At 39.8% G+C, this 19,845-nt stretch carries 21 protein-coding genes; 9 read left to right on the plus strand and 12 right to left on the minus strand.

The features are described 5' to 3' along the window. Positions 1 to 72 precede the first annotated feature (72 nt). The 3 genes from ftsE to rpoH all read left to right on the plus strand — a co-directional run bounded on the left by ftsE (position 73) and on the right by rpoH (position 2,911). On the plus strand, positions 73 to 750 hold the full coding sequence (ftsE, locus tag H5117_RS07885) for a cell division ATP-binding protein FtsE (protein WP_002957793.1): 678 nt from the start codon (positions 73 to 75) through the stop codon (positions 748 to 750). Continuing rightward, positions 747 to 1,733, plus strand: coding sequence for a permease-like cell division protein FtsX (ftsX, locus tag H5117_RS07890; protein WP_002957792.1), 987 nt, complete (start codon positions 747 to 749; stop codon positions 1,731 to 1,733). The genes ftsE and ftsX overlap by 4 nt, the downstream gene beginning before the upstream one ends. A gap of 314 nt (positions 1,734 to 2,047) precedes the next feature. Beyond that, positions 2,048 to 2,911 (plus strand): RNA polymerase sigma factor RpoH, encoded by an 864-nt coding sequence (gene rpoH, locus H5117_RS07895; RefSeq protein WP_002957791.1) that lies wholly within the window; start codon positions 2,048 to 2,050, stop codon positions 2,909 to 2,911. A gap of 344 nt (positions 2,912 to 3,255) precedes the next feature. Here the strand turns inward: rpoH and H5117_RS07900 are convergent, their stop codons facing one another. Genes H5117_RS07900 through gpmM form a run of 4 tightly spaced genes read right to left on the minus strand, consistent with a single transcriptional unit; the run spans position 3,256 to position 8,054 of the window. Then, the gene (locus tag H5117_RS07900; RefSeq protein WP_182720031.1) at positions 3,256 to 4,017 is read right to left on the minus strand and encodes a divergent polysaccharide deacetylase family protein; all 762 of its coding nucleotides are present in this window, start codon (positions 4,015 to 4,017) and stop codon (positions 3,256 to 3,258) included. A gap of 49 nt (positions 4,018 to 4,066) precedes the next feature. After that, complete coding sequence (locus tag H5117_RS07905) at positions 4,067 to 5,332, minus strand: S41 family peptidase (RefSeq protein WP_182732896.1); 1,266 nt, start codon at positions 5,330 to 5,332, stop codon at positions 4,067 to 4,069. A 34-nt stretch (positions 5,333 to 5,366) separates the two neighbouring features. Beyond that, positions 5,367 to 6,506: a murein hydrolase activator EnvC gene (locus H5117_RS07910; protein WP_182724364.1), complete on the minus strand. Its 1,140-nt coding sequence runs from the start codon at positions 6,504 to 6,506 to the stop codon at positions 5,367 to 5,369. A gap of 3 nt (positions 6,507 to 6,509) precedes the next feature. Then, on the minus strand, positions 6,510 to 8,054 hold the full coding sequence (gene gpmM / locus H5117_RS07915) for a 2,3-bisphosphoglycerate-independent phosphoglycerate mutase (RefSeq protein ID WP_182737004.1): 1,545 nt from the start codon (positions 8,052 to 8,054) through the stop codon (positions 6,510 to 6,512). 547 nt (positions 8,055 to 8,601) lie between these two features. Here gpmM and H5117_RS07920 point away from each other — a divergent pair. From H5117_RS07920 to gpsA, 4 genes are read left to right on the plus strand one after another with little or no spacing between them, the layout of a single operon-like run. Further along, a complete protein-coding gene (locus H5117_RS07920) occupies positions 8,602 to 9,033 on the plus strand; it encodes a rhodanese-like domain-containing protein (protein ID WP_002957784.1) in 432 nt (143 codons plus the stop codon). Positions 9,034 to 9,064: 31 nt separating this feature from the next. Next, positions 9,065 to 9,322 carry a glutaredoxin 3 gene (grxC, locus tag H5117_RS07925; RefSeq protein WP_002957783.1) on the plus strand — a complete coding sequence of 86 codons (258 nt, stop codon included), beginning with the start codon at positions 9,065 to 9,067 and terminating at the stop codon, positions 9,320 to 9,322. A gap of 34 nt (positions 9,323 to 9,356) precedes the next feature. Further along, the gene (gene secB, locus H5117_RS07930; protein WP_002957782.1) at positions 9,357 to 9,842 is read left to right on the plus strand and encodes a protein-export chaperone SecB; all 486 of its coding nucleotides are present in this window, start codon (positions 9,357 to 9,359) and stop codon (positions 9,840 to 9,842) included. Positions 9,843 to 9,845: 3 nt separating this feature from the next. After that, positions 9,846 to 10,853, plus strand: a complete 1,008-nt coding sequence (gpsA, locus tag H5117_RS07935; protein WP_024597561.1) for an NAD(P)H-dependent glycerol-3-phosphate dehydrogenase — start codon at positions 9,846 to 9,848, stop codon at positions 10,851 to 10,853. Positions 10,854 to 10,921: 68 nt separating this feature from the next. Here gpsA and trmL read toward each other — a convergent pair whose 3' ends face one another. Continuing rightward, the gene (gene trmL, locus H5117_RS07940) at positions 10,922 to 11,386 is read right to left on the minus strand and encodes a tRNA (uridine(34)/cytosine(34)/5-carboxymethylaminomethyluridine(34)-2'-O)-methyltransferase TrmL (protein ID WP_002957780.1); all 465 of its coding nucleotides are present in this window, start codon (positions 11,384 to 11,386) and stop codon (positions 10,922 to 10,924) included. Between the two features lie 160 nt (positions 11,387 to 11,546). Here trmL and H5117_RS07945 point away from each other — a divergent pair, with 160 nt between their 5' ends. After that, positions 11,547 to 12,410 (plus strand): cation diffusion facilitator family transporter, encoded by an 864-nt coding sequence (locus H5117_RS07945; RefSeq protein ID WP_182194048.1) that lies wholly within the window; start codon positions 11,547 to 11,549, stop codon positions 12,408 to 12,410. Here H5117_RS07945 and H5117_RS07950 read toward each other — a convergent pair. The 3 genes from H5117_RS07950 to H5117_RS07960 are packed head-to-tail and all read right to left on the minus strand — an operon-like array spanning position 12,373 to position 15,406. Then, complete coding sequence (locus H5117_RS07950; RefSeq protein WP_182737016.1) at positions 12,373 to 13,320, minus strand: alpha/beta fold hydrolase; 948 nt, start codon at positions 13,318 to 13,320, stop codon at positions 12,373 to 12,375. The genes H5117_RS07945 and H5117_RS07950 overlap by 38 nt on opposite strands. A 3-nt stretch (positions 13,321 to 13,323) precedes the next feature. Further along, entirely contained in the window at positions 13,324 to 14,739 is a 1,416-nt protein-coding gene (locus H5117_RS07955) for an ATP-binding protein (protein WP_182737027.1), read from the minus strand. After that, on the minus strand, positions 14,717 to 15,406 hold the full coding sequence (locus H5117_RS07960) for a response regulator (protein WP_182737033.1): 690 nt from the start codon (positions 15,404 to 15,406) through the stop codon (positions 14,717 to 14,719). Before H5117_RS07960 ends, H5117_RS07955 begins: the two co-directional genes overlap by 23 nt. Before the next feature lie 165 nt (positions 15,407 to 15,571). Between H5117_RS07960 and H5117_RS07965 the strand changes: the two genes are divergently transcribed. Further along, the gene (locus tag H5117_RS07965; protein WP_002957775.1) at positions 15,572 to 16,060 is read left to right on the plus strand and encodes a periplasmic heavy metal sensor; all 489 of its coding nucleotides are present in this window, start codon (positions 15,572 to 15,574) and stop codon (positions 16,058 to 16,060) included. Between the two features lie 72 nt (positions 16,061 to 16,132). Here H5117_RS07965 and yacG read toward each other — a convergent pair whose 3' ends face one another. The 4 genes from yacG to H5117_RS07985 form a co-directional block, all read right to left on the minus strand. Beyond that, positions 16,133 to 16,363, minus strand: coding sequence for a DNA gyrase inhibitor YacG (yacG, locus tag H5117_RS07970; protein ID WP_002957774.1), 231 nt, complete (start codon positions 16,361 to 16,363; stop codon positions 16,133 to 16,135). Between the two features lie 111 nt (positions 16,364 to 16,474). Next, positions 16,475 to 18,151, minus strand: coding sequence for a type IV-A pilus assembly ATPase PilB (gene pilB / locus H5117_RS07975; protein ID WP_149603263.1), 1,677 nt, complete (start codon positions 18,149 to 18,151; stop codon positions 16,475 to 16,477). Between the two features lie 126 nt (positions 18,152 to 18,277). Continuing rightward, on the minus strand, positions 18,278 to 18,919 hold the full coding sequence (gene coaE / locus H5117_RS07980; RefSeq protein WP_182737037.1) for a dephospho-CoA kinase: 642 nt from the start codon (positions 18,917 to 18,919) through the stop codon (positions 18,278 to 18,280). A 1-nt stretch (position 18,920) separates the two neighbouring features. Next, the gene (locus tag H5117_RS07985) at positions 18,921 to 19,814 is read right to left on the minus strand and encodes an A24 family peptidase (protein ID WP_182720037.1); all 894 of its coding nucleotides are present in this window, start codon (positions 19,812 to 19,814) and stop codon (positions 18,921 to 18,923) included. Positions 19,815 to 19,845: the final 31 nt, after the last annotated feature.

The following is a 19,845-nucleotide window of genomic DNA, read 5'->3' on the forward strand; positions in this document are numbered from 1 at the left end:
AGCTAGCTCCCTTTTTAATTGCGAGGAATACTAATTTCATTAATGTGTTAATGGAGTTGGCATAATAAAAAGATGATAAATTTTCAGCAAGTAAGTAAGACCTATCCTGGAGGGCACCGCGCCCTCGAAAAAGTTAATTTTCATATTAAACCGGGTGAACTTGCCTTTTTAACTGGCCACAGTGGTGCGGGTAAAAGTACGTTGCTTAAGTTAATTAGCTTAATGGAACGTCCTTCAGCAGGTAGTGTATTTATCAACGGTGTTGATTTAAACAAAGTAAACTCGCGTCAAATTCCTTATGCTCGTCGTGATATAGGTATTATTTTTCAAAATCATAGGTTATTAGAGCGCTATACTATTTTTGATAACGTGGCATTACCTCTCATTATTGAGGGGACTCACCATAAGCAAATAGCTAAACGGGTCCATGGCGCGCTTGACAAGGTAGGCCTAATTGACAAAGTGAAATGTCATCCTTCAATGCTATCTGGAGGCGAACAACAACGTGTTGGTATTGCCAGAGCTATTGTAAACTCCCCACCAATTTTACTAGCTGATGAACCAACAGGTAATCTTGACCCAGAGCTTTCAATGGAAATACTCAAGTTGTTTGAAGACTTTAATAAACACGGTACCACTGTTCTTATCGCAACGCATGATTTGGGTTTGGTTGCACGTATGAAGTATCGCAGCTTAACCTTAAAAGATGGCCGTATGCTTCAAGACCCGCTTGCTGAGGGGGCACTATGAGTTTACTTTTTAAAGGTCGCCAAAATAGTAACGACAAGCAAAAAAAATCAGTATTAGCTGGCGGTTACTTTTTTATTATTAATATTTTTCGCCAAGGTGTGCATAGCTTAGGTGAAATGTGGCGCACGCCGCTTGCGTCTATGATGACTATCGCTGTACTTGGTTTGAGCCTAACGTTACCTGCAACACTTTACTTAGTCGTTAAAAACGTACAGCAAGTGAGTAGTGGCTTTGAAGAGGCGAGTGAAATATCGTTGTTCGTTAAAGAAAGTATGAACGAGCAAGAAACGCAAACATTAGTAAAGCGTTTAGCACTTTACCCAGAAGTGGAAAGTGTTGAGTTTATTTCAAAACAACAGGCATTAACTGAATTTAAAGATGTATCTGGCTTTGGGCAAGCTTTGGAGTACTTAGATAAAAATCCATTACCGGATGTGGTACTCGTTACTCCAACAAAACGTCACAGACACCCAAATGCCGCTAAAGTACTGCTAACTAAATTAGAAAGTGAACGTGAAGTTGATTTTGGTAAGCTCGATATAGCCTGGTTAGAGCGTTTAAATGCATTACTAGATTTACTTAAAGAAAGTGTAATAACCATCGCATTATTACTACTTACCTCAGTGACACTTATTATTGGTAACACCATTCGTTTGTCGATCATGGATAAAAAAGAAGAAATACAAGTAATGAAGCTAGTAGGCGCAACGAACACCTTTATACATGCCCCATTTTTGTGGACCGGTATTTGGTATGGTGTAATAGGTGGTTTGTTTGCCTTTATATGCGTAGGACTGATGATGTGGTGGCTTTCAAGCGCTGTGAGCAGTGTAGCGGGGGTGTATCAAACAAGTTTTTCGTTAATAGGATTATCGCTTAATGAACTCGGCTTTTTAGTGTTACTTGCAACAAGCTTAGGATTTGTAGGCTCGTACCTTTCTGTAAATCGATATATTAAAGAAATAGAACCCGATAAAGTATAAAAAACCCTGCAAACTATAAGTGAACCAACCCAGCTTGATATGCGTATCGTATCGGACTGGGTTGTACCTCCCGTTACTAAAACTGTCATATTTGTGTACTATCCTCCCATAAAGTAATGAGTTGTAAATAAGGTGATGCGGTTAGGTTAATTGGCTGCAATCCCTCAATTCATCACTTATTCAGTCGCTTGTAGTAGACTAAACACATACTAAAAACTGCTTGATTTATACTTTTAAAAAGTTTTAAATTGGGGTTAGCACTCTTAGAGAAAGAGTGCTAAGATAGTTTCAAATGTTTATCACCGAGGTGAAAAATGAGTAAAGATTTATACGCAATGGCACTTACAGTCGGACAACAAAGCGCAAGCATGGACGGTTACCTTCAAGCGGTAAGCACTATTCCTATGCTTAAAGTTGAACAAGAGCAAGAACTTGCTAAAAGACTTCAGGAAGAAGGCGATCTTAGTGCTGCCAAGCAACTCATTATGTCGCATTTACGCTTTGTAGCACATATTGCTAAAAGCTACTCGGGATACGGCTTACCACAAGCTGACCTTATTCAAGAAGGTAATATAGGCCTGATGAAAGCGGTTAAACGTTTTGACCCTACAGTGGGTGTACGTTTAGTGTCGTTTGCAGTGCATTGGATTAAAGCCGAAATTCACGAGTTTGTTCTTAAAAACTGGCGCATAGTTAAAGTTGCAACCACTAAAGCGCAACGTAAATTGTTTTTTAATCTTCGTAAAAACAAAAAGCGTTTAGGCTGGTTCAACCAAGCTGAGGTTAGCACTGTTGCTAGCGAGCTAGGTGTGAGTGAAAAAGAAGTACGTGAAATGGAATCGCGCATGAGCGGCCAAGACATGGGCTTTGACCTAACTGGTGACGATAACGACGATGCACCAACAAGTACATACTCTCCAGTACAGTATTTAACAGATGGCGCAGCTGACTTAGCTGACGACGTTGAACAAGAGCAGTGGAAAGAGCAAGCGCATACCCGTTTATTTAGCGCACTTAAAACACTAGATGAACGTTCACAAGATATTGTTAGCGCACGTTGGTTGTCTGATGATAAAGCGACGCTTCAGGAGCTTGCACAAAAGTACAGTGTATCTGCTGAGCGTGTTCGTCAGCTTGAAAAAACAGCGATGAAAAAGTTACAAAGCGCTATGAGCTAATATTGCTCAAGCAGCAAAATTTAAAAAGCCCTGCATGAAAATGCGGGGCTTTTTGCTTTTGAGTAGGTTGGTTTGAGCGAAGCGAAACCCAACGATAAAATATCTAATCAAGTAATACCGATATTCTGCATTATTGAATGGTTATACCAATCCGCAATAATACTTAATCATTTTGCGAGGCTAAACGTGTCGCTACCTGCGTTAAAAAAGTCTCATTTAGAACAACTGAATAGTGAATTTTTTGCCTAGCTATCAACACGTTTTTCCGCCCTCAAAATAGACCACTTAATTAAGCGAATTGGTATTGGTTTATTATTCGGATATAGCATTATTTAAAGCTTATATTACCTAGCACTCACTCCCTTTCTCTCAGCATGCGCTAACTGAATGTACTTACGTTCAACTAATTGCGAAACCGGTACGAGTTCAAAACCTTGCTTAGTTAGCTCTGGTAAGGCATGGCGTAAAAATTCGATGGTTTCAGGGTAGGGATGAGCAATTGCAATGGCAAAGCTATGGGAAATGGCTAATTGTTTTAACTCTTCAAGCCTTAGCTGCAGTTGTTCTGGTGTAGTTATGTTGTCTAAAAACACTTGGCGACTAATATTAGCAACACCCAAAAAGTTAGCGGCATTTTGTGCCTGACTCAAATCGGTTGTGCGACTATCTAAAAAATATAAATGACGCTTTTTAAGTACTTCCATTGTCCACTTCATAGCTTGGCTTTTTTGCGTAAGCGCTGAGCCCATGTGGTTATTAACGCCTTTAACTTGCGGTAAACTAGCGAGAGCTGTTCCAAGAGTTTGCTGAAGCTGCTCTTTATTCATATTTAAAGTAAGCGCACCAGGCCCTAGTTCTTTACCGTTAAGTGCTTGCATAGGTACATGAAGCAATAACTCTTTATTTGATTGACTGGCAAGTGTTGCAAAAATTTGCGAATAAGGGGTATGGGGCAAAATTGAATACGACAATTGCCCAGGTAAGGAAAGGAACTCTAAGTCCCGTTGATGATAGCCTATATCGTCTATCACTATTGCTATTTGCTTGGCGCTAATTGTTGCAGAGCTAAAACAAATAGCTAATGTTAGCCATTTTATTATTTTCACGTTTATAGTTTTTATTATCTTTTTAGCTTTATTTATACACTTATACAAGCTATTGCATGCTGAGTAATTGTTTGGCTTTAACCAACTGTAAATCGGTTAGATTACCAGTAAGTAATTGCGCATTATTGTTAGTGTGTTCATTTTTTATTATAACGGCTTTATTACTTTGTGAAAGGTTTGTTTGATTAACCGCCACATCTGGGGTTATTCCTATTCCATCAATCGATTTACCTAACGGTGTGAAGTATTTCGCTGTGGTGAGCTTTAATGCGGTATTGCCATCACCGAGTGGAATGAGTGATTGTACAGAGCCTTTCCCAAAAGATTGGCTGCCAACAATGGTTGCTCGGTTATTATCTTTAAGTGCTGCTGCAAGTATTTCGGCTGCAGAGGCAGAATTTTCGTTTATAAGCACAACTATGGGCGCATTTTTTAGAATGTCTCCACGCTTTGCATAAAATGCTTGGTTAGCATCGTAAAAACGTCCTTTAGTCGTCACTATAGTGCCACTTTGTAAAAATAGGTCTGATACAGCCACTGCGCTTTGTAATGTCCCCCCTGGGTTATCACGTAAATCAATTACTAAGCCTTTAAGTGGGTAGCCAAAATGGCTTTGCAGGGCGGCAACTTGTAGTGCAACTTCATGTAATGTGTGGTTAGAGAAGTTATTGATAGCTATGTAACCAGTTCCAAAATCTAAAAGTTCGCTTGTTACACTTTCGAGGTTTATTTGGCGACGTGTGACATGAAAAGTGAGTGGGTTTTTATTGTTATCGCGATTTACAATTATATCTATACTCGAAAATTCACTGTCTCTTATTAGTGTTGCTACTTCGTCGATAGTACGGTTTTGGGCTGCGTTGTTGTTTACACTTACAATAATATCGCCTGGTAAAATACCTGCCGCTTTTGCGGGCGAATTATTAACCACGTTAACAATAGTCATATTCTCGTCTATGTTCTTAACTTCTATACCAATACCTGTGTAACGACCATTTGTGTTATCAAATAATGAGGCTAATTCATACTCATTTAAGTACTTAGAATAGGAGTCGAGTTTTGAATATAAACGCTCAAACTGTTGGTTGTTATATTTAATATGGTGGCTATTTTGTAAGGTGAGATCTTCAACGTAATAGGTATGAATGTTGAAGAGTATTTCGTCTATTTGTTGTCTTTTAAGATCTTTAATTGAGCTTGCTAGTGCATTACTAGTAAAGGTAATTAGGGTTAGTAATACAAGCAAGTACAGACTTATATAAAAGTCTGCACTTTTTTTATTAACGGTATTTATTGTGTGTTTTTTAGTTGTCATCAGCTGCTCCAGGGCGATGCAGCGATTTATCTAATTAAATACGTTTGCACCATTTTACAGGATTTACTGCGCGTCCTTTGTGGCGTATTTCAAAGTATAGACCAGAACTTGCCTGTCCGCCGCTTTGGCCTACTAAAGCGAGGGTTTCGCCTTCACGTACCATATCCCCTACATCTCTTAGTAGCGTTTGAGCGTGGCCATATAGGCTCATAAAACCTTCACCATGGTCTACAACAATTACCCATCCATAACCTTTTAGCCAATCGGCAAATACAACTTGCCCGTTGTGCACGCTATTAATATTAGTGCCTTCTTTTGCACCAATTAATACGCCTTTCCAATCAATACCACCATGCTTACGTTGGCCGAATGTGTGCTCTAACTTGCCTTTGCTCGGCCAGTCTAATTTTCCCTTACTCTTATTTAGGCCAAGTAATTCTATTTTTTGTGTTTTTTCTTTTTCGAGCTCTTTAATCGTTGTTACTAAAGTTTGTTGGTTTTCTTTTAAATAATTTATTGAGCTTTTAGTGCTGTTGAGCTGAGCTTGTAAGTTTTTAAGATTAGCTTGGCGTTCACTTTGTGCATTAAGTAATGCAGTTTGACGTCTTTTTTGTTCATCATATAAAAGCTCTAGTTTTTCTTGTGTTTTAACAAGCTCTTCTTGGTTTTGTACTATTTGCTGTTGAAGATCTTTTAGATCTTCGATTTGTTCAATACGGGCTTTATTTAAGTAATTGTAATAGCTAAGTGTGCGCTCAAACTTTGCTGTGTCTTCTTGATTCAACAGCATTTTAGAGTAGTCGTCGCCACCGGCCATATAGGCACTTTTGAGTTGCGCGGCTAAAATTTTCTGAAACTGAGTGTGCTTTTTATCGAGCTCATCGGCTTTACTTTGTAACTCTTTTTGCTGTGTTTTAGTCTCTTTTACGGATTGCTCTGCCATGTTAAGTGCTTTAGCATTTTTAGCTATATCGAGTTCATGGCTTTTTAGATTTTTTTGTAGCGACGCTATTTTTTTTCTTTGGGCGTTATATTCAGCTTGGCTTTGCTCAAGTGCATTTTGAACCTCTGATAAGTCTTTTTTAGTACGATCTTCATTAGCAACTGCAGATGCAGCCACTAATGAAGTTAGTATCAAACCGCACTTAATTAACCGGTTAATACGTTTGTTCATGTGTTATTTCAACATCATGATAGGCGTACCAGTCATTTCTTTTGGTTGCTCCATACCCATTAAGTGAAGCATTGTTGGGGCTACATCACTCAAGGCTTTACCTTGCATTGGCTCTGCATCGCGACCAACATAAATAAAATGCACCGGTTCGCTAGTGTGGGCAGTATGTGCTTGGCCTGTTTTGAGATCAGCCATTTGCTCAGCATTACCATGATCGGCTGTAATTAGTGCTTCACCACCAAACTCTTCTAGCGCATCAACAACACGTCCGATACAGCTATCTACAGCTTCACAAGCTTTAACAGCGGCTTCAAATACACCTGAGTGACCAACCATATCGCCATTAGGGTAGTTACAAATAATAGCATCGTATTTACCGCTTTTAATTGCTTCTACCAGTTTGTCGGTTAGCATTTCTGAGTTCATTTCAGGTTGTAGGTCGTAGGTTGCTACTTGCGGCGAAGGAATTAGCTCGCGTGTTTCACCTTTAAATTCGCTTTCACGTCCGCCACTAAAGAAAAATGTAACGTGTGCGTATTTTTCGGTTTCTGAAATACGAAGCTGTGTTTTATTATTTTTTTCAAACCATTCACCGAGTACGTTTATTAGTGGTGTAGGTCCAAATGCAACAGGTGCGTCTATATCGGCTGCATACTCTGTCATCATTACAAATGCGCTAAGCTCTGGCGTTCTTTTTTTAGTAAAACCATCAAATTCAGGCTCAACAAAAGCGCGGGTAATTTCGCGGGCTCTATCTGCTCTAAAGTTAGCAAAAATAACGGTGTCACCATCGTTTATTGAAGCCGGAGTGGCGCCTGTTGGCGTAATAGTCGTAGCTGCTACAAACTCGTCGTTTTCGTCGCGCTCGTACGCTGCATTAAGTGCTTCAACACCATTATCAAAATTAAAGTCGCCTTCGGCGAGCGTCATTACGTTGTAAGCTTTTTCTACACGGTTCCAACGGTTGTCTCTGTCCATTGCGTAGTAACGGCCAATAAGTGATGCTAAACGTCCGCACTTAAGTTTACTAAATAACGCTTCAATTCGTTCGATGGATGCTTTTGCGCTACGTGGAGGTGTGTCACGGCCATCTAAAAATGCATGGAAATAGACTTCTTTAGCACCACGTTTTGCCGCCAGTTCGATACTTGCAACTATATGATCTTCATGGCTATGCACACCACCTGGGCTTAAAAGACCCATTATGTGAACCGCTTTACCAGCACTTACTGCTTTGTCTATGTTTTCAACTAAGGCTGGGGTTGAATCAAACTCGCCATCGTTAATTGCTTTGGTGATACGGGTAAAATCTTGATACACAATGCGCCCTGCACCTAAGTTTACATGGCCAACTTCTGAGTTGCCCATTTGACCATCAGGAAGACCAACATCTAAACCCGAAGCAGATATTAATGTGTGTGGGCGGGTGGCCCATAAGTTGTCTAATACAGGTGTGTTAGCTGCAAGAATAGCATTACTTTGCATATCTTCGCGGTGTCCCCAACCGTCTAAAATCATTAATACCAGTGGTTTTTTATGCTCTGTCATAATAGCTCCTGAAAATTAGTATCTGTTGATGGATACTGTGCACCTAAAAAGGTTTATTAGCGTGGTTTTAGCATACCGTGTTTTTAAGCTAGGATCAGCATTGAAAACAAGATATTAAATTTTTTCACTTACTACTATATATGGGGGGGCTTTATCGTTTTTTAAACGCCTCTAAGTGCTCCTAAACTCGCATTTTAGGTTGGTTTGGGTATACTTGCGTGGCTAAAGTACAAAATCCTTAAAATATTAGGGCGTGTTGCACTTTGGTGGTTGAATTTGCAGCAGTATGTTTGGTTTTTAGGCAAGGCAGAGCCTATGAAGTGTGGTTACTCCCCATAAATAGGCGATAACGTAGCATAAATACCAAACATACGCTGCCCGTTGGGTTCTTTCTAGGGACTATTACCTCTTTGTTGCTCGGTTTTTACTTAGCCCACTAGGTTACAAATCTCGCGCCGCGATTTAATCGCCCCTAGATTGAACAAATTTCAATCCACAAAGGCCAACACGCCCTAGGTTTAAAACATAATTTCATAGTGGAAGTAGAATGGATCAATATATTGAATTTATTACAAATCATCCCATTTTAAGCCTTGCTTGGGTTGGTATTGTTTTCCTTATTGTTAGTGGCTGGATAAAGAGTAAGCTTTCAGCTGTTCGTCAAATAAATCCTCAGCAGCTTACGTTACTTATTAACCGTGATGACGGTCAAGTAATCGATATACGTGCGCAAAAAGAGTTTAATGCAGGGCGTATTTCTGGTGCTGAGCATTTGAGCCCAGAGAATGCGAAAAAATCTGACTTTTCAAGCCTTGAAAAGTACAAGACTAAACCCATTATAGTTGTATGTACTACAGGTATGACTGCCCAAGGTACTGCAGCCGCTATGAGTAAAGCTGGTTTTGAACGAGTTTACTTATTAGCAGGTGGCATGGGGGCGTGGCAATCTGCCAGCTTACCAACTACAACAGGTCGCTAATCAATTTAGCTAGGCCGATAGAGGATTTATTATGAGTAATGTTGTTTTATACACCAAGGCGTATTGTCCATTTTGTCAGCGTGCTCTTTCGCTTTTAAACAGCAAAGGCGTTGAATACACAAATTATGATATTGGTGTGCAGCCTGAGCTACGCGATGAAATGATTGCCAAAGCAGGTGGTGCAAGCACAGTACCGCAAATTTTTATTAATGATGAACATATCGGTGGCTGCGACGACATGATGGCTATTGAAGCGCAAGGTAAACTTGACGCTAAGCTAAACGCTTAATTTAATTATAATAACGAACAAGTTAGGAATAACAATGAACGAAGAAAATCAAAACGTAGCAGCTGCAGAAGCTGGCGCACAATTTACTATTCAACGCATTTACACTAAAGATGTATCGTTTGAAACGCCAAACTCTCCGGCCATCTTTCAAAAAGAATGGACACCAGAAGTTAAGCTAGACCTAGATACACGCTCAAACAAGTTGGACGAAGGTGTATTTGAAGTTGTTTTAGCGCTAACTGTAACTGCATCTATTGGTGAAGAAACTGCGTTCTTATGTGAAATTCAACAAGCAGGTATTTTTACTATTGCTGAAGTTGAAGAAGTGCAACTTGCGCACATGCTAGGTGCATTTTGTCCTAACGTGTTATTCCCATATGCACGTGAAGCTGTTTCAAATCTTGTTAACCGTGGTACTTTCCCACAGCTTAACCTTGCGCCAGTTAATTTTGATGCGTTATTTGCACAATACATGCAACAACGTACTGCGCAAGCTGACCAGGCTTCAGCAGACGCATAACTTATGAGTACAGCAACTACAGCTGTTACTGTATTAGGGGCGGGGTCTTACGGCACCGCCCTTGCTATTTGTTTAGCCCGAAATGGTCACCAGGTGACACTTTGGGGAAGAAATAGCGACGACGTTGCCACGCTTGCAGCTGAGCGGAAAAATCAACGTTACTTACCTGATGCTCCTTTCCCAGATACTCTTACTCTTGAAGCTAACCTACAACATGCCGTTGCTAGCAGTGCTATTGTACTTGTTGTTGTGCCAAGCCATGCTTTTGGCGACACGCTTGCGCAGATAAAACCTGCATTGCAAGAGGGTGCTAAAGTAGCGTGGGCAACTAAAGGGCTTGAGCCTAATACTGGACGTTTGTTACAAGAAGTTGCTTTGCAAGAATTGGGTGATGACATACCACTTGCGGTACTTTCGGGTCCTACGTTTGCAAAAGAAATGGCGATGGGGTCACCTACAGCTATTTCAGTGTCTTCTACGTCACCTGAATTTGCGCAGCAACTGGCTGATTTACTTCATTGTGGTCGCTCATTCCGTGTGTATAACAATGATGACTTTATTGGTATACAGCTCGGTGGTGCGGTTAAAAATGTAATTGCAATTGGCGCCGGTATTTCGGACGGTGTAGGTTTTGGTGCTAATGCGCGTACCGCGCTCATTACCCGAGGCCTTGCAGAGCTCACTCGTTTAGGCTGTGCTTTGGGTGCTAAGCCAGAAACCTTTATGGGAATGGCAGGCCTTGGTGATTTAATACTAACCTGTACAGATAACCAATCACGTAATCGTCGATTTGGTTTGGCGTTAGGTAAAGGCGAGAGCGTTGATGCTGCTATTGAGTCTATTGGCCAAGTAGTTGAAGGCTTTAGAAACACTAAAGAAGTGTACTTACTAGCGCAGCGTGCTGGCGTAGAAATGCCAATCACTGAGCAAATTTATAAAGTACTTTATGAAAATAAAGACATGAAAGAAGCCGCTATGGCTCTTTTAGGACGAGAACAACGCGCTGAATAAGCGCTTGAGCTAGGCCTTAACTAAAAAACCGACACTATGTCGGTTTTTTATTGCCTAACGGATTATATTTACTGGGCGTTAGGGAAGCCCAACTGACGCCACGACTCGTAAACAAACACGGCGACTGCATTTGACAGGTTCATACTACGACTATTTGCTTGCATAGGAATACGTACACGCTGATCGTTTGGTAATGCTTGAATCATTTCATCAGGCAGGCCGCGTGTTTCAGGACCAAACACTAAACAGTCGCCAGCTTCGTAACTTGCTTCATGATGAAATTGACTGCCTTTAGTTGTACAGGCATACACTTTTTTAGGTTTGCATTTCTCAAGGTAGTCCTCAAATGAGGCATGGCGTTGAACATGGCTAAATTCATGGTAATCAAGGCCCGCACGTTTCACGCGTTTATCGTCCCATTCAAAACCTAATGGCTCAATTAAATGTAATGCATAGCCAGTATTGGCACATAGGCGAATAATATTACCTGTGTTAGGCGGTATTTCAGGTTGGTATAAAACAATATCCAGCATAATGAGCCTTATAAAATAATCTGTAGTTTGACGAAGGGCAGTATACACGAAACCTTTTAAAAAAATGATATACTCAACACATTCAATACAGTGATTAATGGATACACGCGTGCATAACCGTAGCTACGAATTTTGGGTTAAAACTTCCAGCATTGTTACCATGGTCATGGTTAGCTTAATGATCGGCGCAAAAACATGGGCCTGGCTGGCTTCTGGCTCAGCTTCAATGCTTGGCTCGTTAACTGATTCGTTAATGGATATTACTGCCACCGCAATGAGCTTTTTAGTGTTGGGTTACGCACTGCGCCCAGCGGATGATGATCATAGATTTGGACACGGAAAAGCTGAAGCACTTGCAGGACTAGGCCAAGCCGCATTTATTGCAGGCTCAGGTTGCCTACTTGCTTTTCATGGTATTGAGCGGTTATTTAATCCTATACAGTTAAGCCATTCTTTATTAGGTGTATGGGTAAGTATTTTTGCTATTGCGTGTACGCTCGTCATTGTATTTGTACAAAACAAAGTGGTTAAGTATACCGATTCAATTGCTATAAAAGCCGACTCAGTACATTACAAAGGCGATTTAATATTAAACGCTGCTGTGCTGTTAGCTATTTTGTTAGCTTATTATGGCGTGTTGTATGCAGATCCTATTTTTGCAATAGGTGTAGCGGGTTACTTACTTTATAACAGTTGGGATATAGCTCGCGATAGTGCCGATCACTTAATGGATAAAGAGCTCCCGGATGACGAAAAACAAAGCATATTTGACATAGCCAGAGCCCATGCTGATGTGCATGGCGTGCATGACATTCGTACTCGCCAAGGCGGTAAAGTTAAGTTTATTCAAATGCACTTAGAGCTTGATGATCATTTGAGTTTGATTCGCGCGCACAATGTGGCTGATGAAGTAGAGGCAATGCTCAAAGAACGTTTTGAGTCGGAGGTAGATATACTGATCCACCTCGACCCTTTGTCAGTACTTGTTAAGCCGTCACCGAATCACAAAATTGATAAAAGTTAGTTAATAGCGGCTTTCGAATTTCGTCACGTTCAAAAAGTAGCTCGTGTTTAGCGCCTTCAAAACTCTCAATCGTTGCATGAGCATGCCTTTTTGCAAGACTGTACTGTGCTTCGTTGTTTACCACTGTATCGCTAGCTGCACTTGCTATAAACAAAGGGATTGGTACGTTTAGGTTATCAACAGACTTTAAAAACGATATCGTAGCTGCTAGCCAGCCAAACGTAACGCCACCTAATTGTATGTTAGGTTCTAATTTATAGGTTTGCCTAAAGTAGGTGTAACGCTTCTCGCTGCTAGTAAGTACGTTTTCGGTAAATGGGATCGGGTTGTAGTTGCCTTGTCCAAATGCATAGCAAGAGTGTAAACCAAGTAAAGTGGCTAATTTAACAATAAACTTCGTTGGTATTTTTGGTACGTCTTTTGTAAAAATATCAAACATAGGAGCAGACAAAAACACGCCTTTATAGCTATTTTCAAATTTTGCTAAATAATCAATAGCAATGGCGCCACCCATTGAATGAGCCAGCATGATTTTTTTACCTTGCCAATGTTTTGAAACTATTTGCTGATCAAAGTTATTTAGGTCACTGCTGTAGTTATTATAATGTTTTACAAAGCCTTTATGTTTATTTTTAAGGTGCCTGTAAGAGCGGCCCTGACCTTGATGATCCATAATAAACACAGCAAAATTATTACAATACAGCTCCCAGAGTAGTTCTTTATATTTTTCTAGGCCTTCAATACGCCCTGTACTTACTACTATTGCGGTTGTCGCGTTTTTAGGGATTGCGTATGCGTAAAATAGCTTTCCTGATGGCGTATCTAAGTAGCTTTTAATTAAATTTGAAGTATAAAAAACATTAATGGCCTCTTGATTGCTCTCAAGCTGGGCTTCTGAACTATAAAACATGCTTTACTCTTTTATTAATGGCAAGGTTATATTAGCACACAAGCCACCTAGTTCTTTATTTGATAATACTAAACTGCCACCATGCGCAGTAATAGCATTTTTAGCAATCGCCAGCCCTAAACCCGTACCACCACTTACGCGATCCCGCGCATCTGATTGCCTAAAAAAGGGCTCACAAAGCTTGCTCAGTTGATTATCTGGCACACCAGAGCCATCATCACATATTTCTATATAAATGGCATCTGTGTGCTTTAGAGTAATGCTAATTGTATTGTTTGCGTATTTAATAGCGTTACGAAGTAGGTTTTCAAGCGCACTGGCAATAAGTGTTTCGTCGCAATTAATATTTACCTCTACAGCGCCCACTATATTTAGCTGCTTATTATTTTGTTTTGCTTCAAACTGCGCATCGTTAATAACGTGATCTACAATTATTTGTAATGATTGTTTTTGCAGTGAAAGCGCTTGGCTTTTTGCTTCTAAGCGAGAAACTTGCAGCACGTCTGCAATCATCTTATCAAGTTGGTTTGCTTCTTTTTCTATGCGTAATAAATACGATTGGCTAGCGTCGTTAGCTTGCATTTGCGCAAGACCGGTAGCCATTTTTAAACGCGTAAGGGGTGAGCGTAACTCATGTGATATGTCGGCTAATAAGCGTTTTTGTGAACTAATTAAAAGCTCTAGCTGATTGGCCATGCTGTTAAAGTCTCGCCCAAGTATTCCCAGCTCATCTTTTCGGTTTACAGAAATGTCGGCTCTTGCGCTTAGGTTGCCCGCTGATAGTTTAATAGCTGCTTTTTTAAGACTATTTATAGGGGCTATTAAGTTACGGCTAAATACAAAGCTTAAAATAAGAGAGGCAACAATTGCGATGACTATTTTCATCCAATTAGGCATAAGCTTAAAGCGCATTAATAGCGGCGGTTGATGGTTAATATCTATTTCATAAAGATAAAAACTCCCTTCAGGCACGTTTATATTAACAGGGCCGAAGGCTTGATATTTTTCAGTAAAAATAATTTGTGGTGACATATTTTGAGTAAAGTTTAATAAACTTAAGTCGATGCTCTCTGGCACCTCTTTACTACTAAGGGAGTCTTCGCTTTGAGCTGCGCTTAAGTATAAAAGTTTACGCTTTGATAGGCGAGGGTGTACTAATACATCGCCTAGGCTGCGCTTATGTTTAATAGCAGTGCGCTCGATACTTTTGGCGGTATATATTAAGTTTTTTTTCATAGGGCCATAAAGCGGCTCGTTAGTTACCGCGTTAATAGCGGTAATGTTACTTAAAAATATAAGCGCTGCAACGGTGCCGATTATAGTTAACCAAAACCAAATAAATATTTTAAAAAACAGGTAGTGCCCAGGGTGTTTTAACCAAGCAAAGTAAGTGCTTTTATTCGCCTTGGATAAAGACATAACCCGTACCTCTCATTGTTTTAATTCGCTCACCTGGAATATGCTCTGCTATTTTTTTGCGGATATTACTTACATGCATATCGATAGAGCGATCAAAAGAAGCTAAACGCCTACCTAGTACTTCTTCACTAATTTGCTCTTTACTAACCACTTCACCTGCATTTTTACACAATAGCGTGAGTATTTCGTACTCTGTACCAGTAAGCGTTAGTGTAGAGCCGTCTATTGAGGCCTCTCGAGCTGCAAGGTTAACAGTAATGCCATTAACGAGTAACTTACTAGTTGTAGCTACATTTAAGCTATTAATGTGCTCTATACGGCGAGTTATTGCTTTTACGCGGGCTAGTAATTCACGATGATTAAAAGGCTTTGGAATGTAATCGTCAGCGCCTAGCTCTAGACCAAAAATACGGTCAAAGTCTTCACCTTTTGCTGTAAGCATTATTACCGGTGTGAGTTTTGTTTGCCTAAGTTGTTTAAGTACTTCAAAACCATCAAGCGTTGGTAACATTACATCTAGCAATATCAGGCCGTAGTCATTTGCTTGTGCTAGTTTAAGGCCTTGTTCACCGTCGTGTACGCTTTGTATTTCAAACCCTTGGGCAGTTAAATATTCACTTAATAGCTCACAAAGGCCAGTGTCATCATCAATCATTAATAGTTTCATTTACAAACCCTTAGAGTTGTTTATAGCGTTATTTTACCCGCTAAATAGTGCAAAGGTGAATCTTTACACAACCTTTACACTGCTTTGCGTTACTTTGCGTTGAGTTAGGTATAGTTAACTCACTGGCTTAGCAGCCACAACCAACCCAATATTAAGGTAATGATTATGACTAAATTAAACACACTTTCAAAATTAGTACTTATCTGTGGCTTAGCAACAGCAACGCTTGGTGCTGGTAGCGTGTTAGCTAAAGGCGACGGACATAAGCAAGGCCATTCTCAAGCTCGTTTTTTACTTTCTGAGCGCGGCGTTGAAAAATTAAACCTAACAGATGAGCAGCAAACTAAGCTAAAGGCTATTTTTGAAGCGCAAAAAACACAAATGAAAGCACTGCGTGGCGACGATAAAGAAGCCCGCAAAGCGATGCGTGAAGCGCACAAAGCAAAAATGGATGCATTACTTTCGGCTGCGACATTTGACGAAAATGCAGCAAAAGAGCTATTAAATGAACGTCATGCAAAAGGTGAGCAATTTGGTTTAATTAAACTAAAAACACAACACCAAGTAATGCAAGTGCTTAACGCTGAGCAAAAAGAGAAGTTTGCTAAAATGCAAAAGCGTATGAATAAAAAGCACCGTAAACAAAAAAGTTAATTTTACTTTTTTGTAAATACTAAAAAACCAGCGTAATGCTGGTTTTTGTATTTAGGGTATTATGAAGATAAATTATTTAAAAAAGTCATCTTCATTTTTAGCCATCATTGCCTCAATATCTTCTATCATGTCTTGGCTAAACTCTTCAGCCGAGGTAATTGGTGCAGAAATTTTATTATTTTCGAACGACCATTCACCTAAATCAATTAGTTGGCAGCGCTTTGAGCAAAAAGGGCGAAATGGGCTTTGCTCTGACCATTCAACTTTAGTTTTACAGGTTGGGCAGTTTACAACAGTAGGCATAAATTACTCTCTACAAATTTTTGGTGCATATTACATTACTTAGATATGAGTCTCTAGCTATAAGGCTCTGAGCTTAACGCTTAGAGCCTTATATCTTTTACTGTGGGACTTTTAAAAATTGGTTACGCGGTTAATTTCACCAAGGGATGTAAGGCCATCGGCTGCTTTGCGTAAACCTGATAAACGTAAATTATTAAAACCGGCTTTAAGTGATACGTCTGCTATTTCAAGCGAATTACCACCGCGCATAATAATTTGGGCTATTTCAGGAGTAATTTGCATTACTTCGTAAATACCCACACGCCCTTTGTAACCATCAGTACAGCTATCACACCCTTTAGGCATATATAACGTCATTTCTTCAATTTGCTCGGCACTAAATCCTTGGCGAGCAAGTTCTTCACTCGGAAGTTGTTCTGGCGTTTTGCATTTAGGGCACAAGCGACGTGCTAAACGCTGGGCTATAATTAAGCTAATCGAACTTGCTACGTTATAAGCGGGTACACCCATATTTAATAAACGAGTGATTGTTTCCGGCGCTGAGTTTGTATGCAATGTTGATAAAACCAAGTGACCTGTTTGCGCCGCTTTTATTGATATTTCTGCGGTCTCTAAGTCACGTATTTCACCTACCATAACTACATCAGGATCTTGACGTAAAAATGCGCGCAGTGCGTTGGCAAAAGTCATGTCGGCTTTAATATTTATTTGTACTTGGTTTACACCTTCAAGGTTAATCTCAACCGGATCTTCCGCAGTACTAATATTACGCTCAGGTTGGTTTAGTATATTTAAACCTGTGTATAGCGATACTGTTTTACCAGAACCCGTTGGCCCTGTTACAAGTATCATCCCTTGAGGCTGGGCAAGCGCGTCCATGTAGAGCTTTTTCTGCTCAGGCTCATAGCCTAATACATCAATGCCTAACATAGCGCTTGATGAATCAAGGATACGCATTACTATTTTTTCGCCCCACAAGGTAGGCATGGTACTTACACGAAAGTCGATACTTTTGCGTTCAGTAATTTTTAGCTTTATACGACCATCTTGTGGTTTGCGTTTTTCGGCAATATCGAGTCGCGACATTACTTTAATACGCGCAGAAAGCTTGGTTGCTAATGTATTAGGTGGGCTTGCCACTTCATGCAAAATGCCATCAATACGAAAGCGAATACGGTACTTGTGCTCATACGGTTCAAAATGTAAATCAGAGGCGCCTTTTTTAATGGCATCCATTAAAATTTTGTTGATGTATACGATGATAGGCGCATCATCTTTATCGTCATCTTGTGGTGCTGTATCTCTTTGGCTTTCTGAGTCTAAGTCAGCAAATTCTTGAAACTCGTCATCAGTTAGATTTAAGCTGCCAGTGGCATCTAGTAATTGCTCAATTTTGTTATCGAGTTGAATATAATCAACAACAACAATTTCGCATGAAAGACCGGTACTAAACTCAAAGTTTTCGAATGCACCGTAATCTGTTGGGTCTGATGCTGCTATATAAACTTTTCGATCTTTTTGAACAAGCGGTAAAATGTGATGTTTACGTATGAGTTTTTCTTTTACGAGATCGGCCGGGATTCTTGTAGGATCAAAGTCTTTTAAATCAAAATAAGGTACGCGAAACAAATCAATGCATTGTTCAGCTAAATCTTTACTATCGATTTTTCCACATTTAGAAATAAGCTCAGCTGTTGAGGCAAATTCATTTTGTTTGTTTTTAACCGTGTCGGCATCAATGCGGCCAAGGGTTATAAATTTTCTCAATAACGGTGAGTTAATATTCATTGCGCACCTGTTTTATTCCTTCAATAGTAAGCAATTTATCAGAAAAAAGAAGGTGATTACATCACCTTTCATTCTTTGTTGTGATTTTACTAACTAAAATACGAGTTTGTGTGAGTTAGGACAGTGTTAATGTGAGTTAGTTTTGTTGTGTAATGCATATTGTAGGTACTTTTTATGCAGATCAACAAGTTCTATATGCACTAGGTTTAAACTACGGTCGTTATTTAAAATATCATCCGCTTTTTGCTGTTTATCGGCACGTGACATTTGCGAGGCAATAATACTTTTAACTTGCTCACGACTTGTGTTGTCACGTTTTGCTGTACGCGCTATTTGTACACAGCTTGGTACGTCAATAAGTAAGGTATGGTCGCAATATTTATCAAGGTTGTTTTCAAACAATAAAGGCGCTACTAAAACAACATAAGGGCTAGTTGCATTATTTAAATCGTTTAGTATTTTTATCCGTATAAGAGGGTGTATCAACGCATTAAGCCATTCTTTATCATTGTTGTTAGTAAATATTTTTTCGCGAAGCTCTGCTCTATTTAATGTGCCATCAGGCAATAAAATATCTTTGCCAAAGCGGGCTGTAATCGCTTTTAGCCCTTTGCTATTTGGGAGTACGACTTCGCGCGCAATTATATCGGCATCAACTATTGTAATACCAAGCTCTTCAAACATGTTACTGATGGCCGTTTTACCACAGCCAATACCGCCTGTTAAACCTAATACCCAGCTGTTTACTTTAGTTATTTGCTCACTCATTTTAATAACCAATTAAATTAAAATAAGCGCCTTGAATTTGGTTGCCCCAAAGCATGGTGATCCAGCCTGCTATCGCTAAATAAGGGCCAAATGGAATGGGCGTTGCTTTGTCTTTACCTTGTATGCTCAACAGTGCAATACCTATTATGGCACCTACTACGCTCGAAAGCAGAATAATTGTAAGTAATGACTGCCAGCCAAGCAAAGCGCCAAATACAGCAAGCAATTTAAAATCGCCATAGCCCATGCCTTCTTTACCGGTTAATAACTTAAATAGCCAAAACACGCTCCATAAGCTTAAATAACCGCAAGCTGCGCCAATAATGGCATCGGTAGGTGTAATTGTGTAACCCATTACCGAGGCAATAAGTGCAAGCCAAACAAGCGGAAGTGTAAGTTGATCTGGCAGTAACATGTGGTCAATATCAATAAAGGTCAGAGCTACCAATATCCACGTTACAAAAATATATAAAAGGGCTTGCTCGGTCGCACCAAAGCTATAGGCAACAATTAAACTTAATAGGGCAGTAATTAGCTCTACAGCAGGGTATCGGACCGAAATAGGATTACTGCAACTTGCGCATTTACCTTTAAGTATTAACCAACTAATAATAGGGATATTCTGCCAAGGCTTTATGGCTGTTTTGCATTTAGGGCAGGTAGAGTTGGGTTTTACTAAGTTAAAAGGCTTATTGATATTGGCTTGTTTAGATTTATTAGCTGTAAGCTCATCATCTAGCAATATGCGGCATTCGCTTTGCCACTCACGTTGCATCATCAACGGTAAGCGATAAATAACCACATTTAAAAAACTACCAATACACAAACTAATTAAGCCAATAGTGGTTAAATAAAACCACAACTGGCTTTGCATTACTTCAATAATACTTTGCATCATATTACCTGAAAATTATTTTAAAAATTAA

Origin of the sequence: Pseudoalteromonas sp. SG45-1, assembly GCF_014164135.1 — a bacterium.
Lineage (GTDB): Bacteria > Pseudomonadota > Gammaproteobacteria > Enterobacterales > Alteromonadaceae > Pseudoalteromonas > Pseudoalteromonas distincta.